General features: G+C 67.3%; 4 protein-coding genes. All 4 read right to left on the bottom strand.

Translation table 11 applies throughout. The features are described 5' to 3' along the window. On the bottom strand, positions 1-807 hold an 807-nt coding region (gene prmC, locus JOY90_RS26110), incomplete at its 3' end, for a peptide chain release factor N(5)-glutamine methyltransferase (RefSeq protein ID WP_291693988.1). Then, entirely contained in the window at positions 804-1,889 is a 1,086-nt protein-coding gene (prfA, locus tag JOY90_RS26115; protein WP_291693989.1) for a peptide chain release factor 1, read from the bottom strand. The genes prfA and prmC, both read right to left, overlap by 4 nt. A 56-nt stretch (positions 1,890-1,945) precedes the next feature. Beyond that, positions 1,946-4,213: a phosphoenolpyruvate--protein phosphotransferase gene (gene ptsP, locus JOY90_RS26120; RefSeq protein WP_291693990.1), complete on the bottom strand. Its 2,268-nt coding sequence runs from the start codon at positions 4,211-4,213 to the stop codon at positions 1,946-1,948. Positions 4,214-4,483: 270 nt separating this feature from the next. Next, on the bottom strand, positions 4,484-4,800 hold a 317-nt coding region (locus JOY90_RS26125), incomplete at its 5' end, for an ACT domain-containing protein (RefSeq protein WP_291693991.1).

The following is a 4,800-nucleotide window of genomic DNA, read 5'->3' on the forward strand; positions in this document are numbered from 1 at the left end:
CGGGGAGCCGTCAACGATCAGTCCGGACCTCGTCATCAAACCTTCAATCTCATCGGCCTGTCCCTGACCCGCCTCGACCACGAGGACGCCCTCGGCGGCCAGCAGCCGCTCGGCCGCGGGGACCAGGGCGCGATAGGCGTCGAGCCCGTCCGCGCCGCCGTCCAGTGCCGCGCGTGGATCGTGGTCCCTGACCTCCGGTGCGAGCGTCGAAATATCCGAGGAGCGGACATAGGGCGGGTTCGAGACGATCAGCTCGAACGGCGCGGCCAGCGCCGCGGCGTAGTCGCAGGCGACGAAGGCGGCGCGCGGCATCAGCCCGAGATCGGCGGCATTGCCGCGCGCGGTCCGAACTGCCATCTCGCTGATGTCGGTGCCGACGCCGGTTGCGCCGGGCAGCTCGGACAATAGCGCGAGCAGGATCGCACCCGAGCCGGTGGCAATGTCCAGGATGCGAAGGGCGCGGCCGCCCGGCCCGCCCAGCCTCTCCAGCGCGAGCTCGACCACCGTCTCGGTGTCCGGCCGCGGCACCAGCGTCGCCGTCGACAGCTTCAGCGGCAATCCCCAGAACTCCTTCTCGCCCGTGATGCGCGCGACGGGCTCGCCTGCCAACCGACGCGTTGCAAAAGCGTCGAGCCTCGCGGCTTCGGCCGCGGTGAGCGGTCTTGATCCTTGCGCGATCAGGCCGGTGAGATCGAGCCCGAGCACGGCCCCGACGAGCGTGCGGGCGTCGAGGTCGGCGCAATCGATCGAGGCCTTCCTCAGCCGCGCGGCCAGCGCGCGCCGCGCGCCGTCGATGGTTTCGCTCACGCCGCGGCGCCCTGGGCCGCGAGCTGGGCGGCTTGGTGCTCGGTGGTCAGCGCGTCGATCAATTCGCCGAGCGCTTCGCCCGCGATCACCTGCGGCAATTTGTAGAGCGTCAGGTTGATGCGATGATCGGTGACGCGGCCTTGCGGGAAGTTGTAGGTACGGATGCGCTCGGACCGGTCGCCGGAGCCGACCTTCTCCTTGCGGTCGGCCGAGCGCGCCGCCTCGACGCGCTGGCGCTCGGCATCATAGATGCGCGAGCGCAGGATGTTCATCGCCGAGGCCCGGTTCTTGTGCTGCGAGCGGCTGTCCTGCATCATCACCACGATGCCGGTCGGGATGTGGGTGATGCGGATCGCCGATTCCGTCTTGTTGACGTGCTGGCCGCCGGCGCCCTGTGCGCGCATGGTCTCGATCCGCAAATCTTCGTTCCTGATGTCGACGTCGACATCCTCGACCTCCGGCAATACCGCGACCGTTGCCGCCGAGGTGTGGATGCGGCCCTGCGTCTCGGTGTCGGGCACGCGCTGCACCCGGTGCACGCCGGATTCGAATTTGAGCTTGGCGAAGGCGCCGCGGCCCTGCACCTCGGCGATGATCTCCTTGTAGCCGCCGACGGTCCCTTCGCTCGCCGAGATCACCTCGACCTTCCAGCCCTGCAAGGCCGCGAAGCGCTCGTACATCCGGAACAGGTCGCCCGCGAACAGCGACGCCTCGTCGCCGCCGGTGCCGGCGCGGATCTCCAGCACGACGTTGCGATCGTCCATCGCGTCCTTGGGCAGCAGGGCGATGCGGATCTTCTGCACCAGCTCCTCGATCCTCGGCCCCAGCGCGTCGCGCTCCGCTTCAGCCATGTGGCGCATCTCGGCATCGGTTGCGGGATCGGCGATCAACGCCTCGGTGTCGGCGAGCTCCTTTCCCGCGCCACGGTAGGTCTTGACCGCCTCGATCAACGGGGTGATCTCGGCCAGCTCGCGGGTGATCTGGACGTAGCGCTCCGAGCCGACCTGGCCGAGCAGCTCGGCCTCGAGCGAGGCGTGGTGCGCCAACAGGACATCCAGCTTGGATTCGGGAAGTGACGACATCGGTCAAGTCTCAACTGGCGGAAAGGGCAAGAGCAGGAGCGCGGTGGGCTGGCCCGCTACAACACCAATCCCTCGGCTTCCGCAAATTCCGTCAGCTTCTGGCGGATCGACACGCTGCCGGCCGGCGCCTCCAGCAGCGGGGCCATCATGGCCTCGGCCTTGCGCGCGTCCAGATCGATGATCATGGCTTTCACCGGGCCATGCCCGGTTGCGGAGAGCGACAGCGAACGGTAGCCGATGGCGATCAGGGCGAGCGCGCCCAGCGGCTTGGAGGCCATCTCACCGCACAGCGACGCCGATTTGTTGACGGCGCGCGCCTTGCGCACGATGTCGCGGAGCGCGCGCAGGATCGGCGCGGACAGCGTATCGAAGCGCTCGGATACCTTGGCGTTGCCGCGATCGACCGCGAACAGGAACTGGAACAGGTCGTTCGAGCCCACCGACAGGAAGTCGACCCGCTTCAACAACTCGTCGAGCTGGAAAAGCAGCGCCGGCACCTCGACCATGGTGCCGACGTCGATCCGCTCCGGCAGCGCATGGCCGTGCTGGCGCAGATAGGTCAGCTCGCGCTCGACGATCGCTTTCGCGGAGTCGAATTCGCCGACATCGGAGATCATCGGGAACATGATCCGCAGTGCGCGGCCGCCGCCGGCGCGCAGCAGGGCGCGGATCTGTCCCCGCAACAGGCCGGGCCGGTCGAGCCCCAGCCTGATTGCGCGCCAGCCGAGCGCCGGATTCTCCTCGATCACCGTTTCCATATAAGGCAGCGCCTTGTCGCCGCCGATGTCGAGGGTGCGGAAGGTGACGGGCTTGCTGCCGGCCGCGTCCAGCACGGTGCGATAGAGCGCGAGCTGGTCGCTCGAGCGCGGCAGGCTGGGCGACACCATGAACTGCAACTCGGTCCTGAACAGGCCGATGCCGGCGCTGCCGGTATCGTCGATATGGGGCAGGTCGATGGTGAGCCCCGCATTGATCATCAATTCGATGGTCTGGCCGTCCTTGGTCACGCAGGGCTTGTCGCGCAGCGCGAGATACTGCGCCTGCCGACGGGCGCGGAAGCGCACCCGCTCGGCATAGGCCGATTCGATCTCTTGCGACGGCCGCACATAGATCTCGCCCGAGGTGCCGTCGACGATGATGGCGTCGCCGGGATCGGCGATGCCGGGGGCGTTCGGCACCTCGCCGACCGCAGGGATGCCGAGCGCGCGCGCCACGATCGAGACGTGGGAGTTGGCGGTGCCTTCCTCCAGCACCAGGCCGCGCAGCCGCTTGCGGTCGTAGTCGAGCAGCGCCGCCGGGCCCATTGCGCGCGCGATGATGATGGCGTTGTCGGGCAGGTGCTCGCGCGCCGGCGCGTGATCCTGCCCGACCAGTTGCCGCATCAGGCGAAAGCCGAGATCCTCGAGATCGTGCAGACGGTCACGCAGATAGGGGTCGGTCGAGCGCAGCATCCGCGCCCTGGTGTCGGACTGCACGCGCTCGACGGCAGCCTCCGCCGTCAGGCCGGTCGCGACCGCCTCGTGCAGCTTGTGCGACCAGCCCTGGTCGTTAGCGAACATCCGGTAGGCTTCCAGCACGTCGCGGTGCTCGCCGCCCTCGGCGACGTCGCCGCGCTCCAGCATGCGATCGAGATCGGCGCGCAGCTTCGCCAGCGCCCCGTCGAGCCGCTTGACCTCCTTCTGCTGGTCCTCGGCAATGTAGTTGGTGATGACCACGCGCGGCTCGTGCAGCACCACATGGCCGAGCGCGATACCATCGGACAGGATCGCGCCGACCTTGTGCATCGAGTGCCGTGCGGCCGGCTCGGCGCCCGGCTGCGCCAGCGAGGCCAATTCCCCGGAAGCGATCATTTCGGCCAGCACCATCGCGGTGGTCTGCAGCGCCTCGACCTCCTCTTCGACATAGTTGCGCTTGGCGCGGTTCTGCACCACCAGCACGCCGAGCGTGTTGCCGGCCCGCAGGATCGGCACGCCGAGGAAGGAATGGTAGATTTCCTCGCCGGTTTCCGGACGGTAAGAATATGCCGGATGGCTCTGCGCATCGCTCAGGTTGAGCGGCGAAGCCTCGCTGGCGACGAGACCGACCAAGCCCTCATGCGCGCTCAGCACGGTGCGATGGACCGCATCGCGGTTCAGACCCTCGGTGGCATAGAGCTCCAGCGTGTTGTCGATACGCAGCACATAGACCGAGCAGACCTCGGCCACCATGTTGGCCGCGATCAACACCACGATCTTGTCCAGTCGTTCCTGGGCGCTGACCTGCTCCGCCATGGTTTCGCGAAGCCGTCTCAACAGGACGCGGGGACCCCCCGACGTGCTTCGCATTGCCAACGATCCCCCTCCTCAAAGCCAGCGCGGCGGGTCGCCCGGAGCTGGCGTTAAACTCCAGTAAAACAACAATTTTGTTCGTTTCGGCGCCGTCGCAAGCCCTTGTGTCGCGGGCCGAATCGGGACAGCCAATCGTGGCACGGTTCGCGGCGGCTCACCTTCAAGGCCGTATAGCGAATCAAGCGCCGTCTTGCCAAGCAAAACGCCTGCCAGCAGTTGCAGCTTTTCTCTGCAAAATGCTGCGCCGCGTTAGAGGAAAAAGTTGTTCTAAGTCTGATCCAACCCGTAGAGCGTGTGGAGCGTGCGGACCGCCAGCTCCGTATAGGCGGTATCGATCAGTACCGAAAACTTGATCTCGGACGTGGTGATGGCGCGGATGTTGATGCCCTTTTCGGCGAGTGCCCGGAACGCGCGTGCCGCCACGCCGGCGTGGCTGCGCATGCCGATGCCGATGGCCGACACCTTCACGACATCCGTGGCCCCTTCGACGGCCGTGAGCCCGATGCGGTCGCGGTTCTCCTCGAGGATCGCCAGCGAGCGGTCGTAATCCGCGTTCGGCACCGTGAAGGTGATGTCGGTCGAGG

The organism is Bradyrhizobium sp., assembly GCF_019242285.1.
In the GTDB taxonomy this organism is placed as follows: Bacteria; Pseudomonadota; Alphaproteobacteria; order Rhizobiales; family Xanthobacteraceae; genus Bradyrhizobium.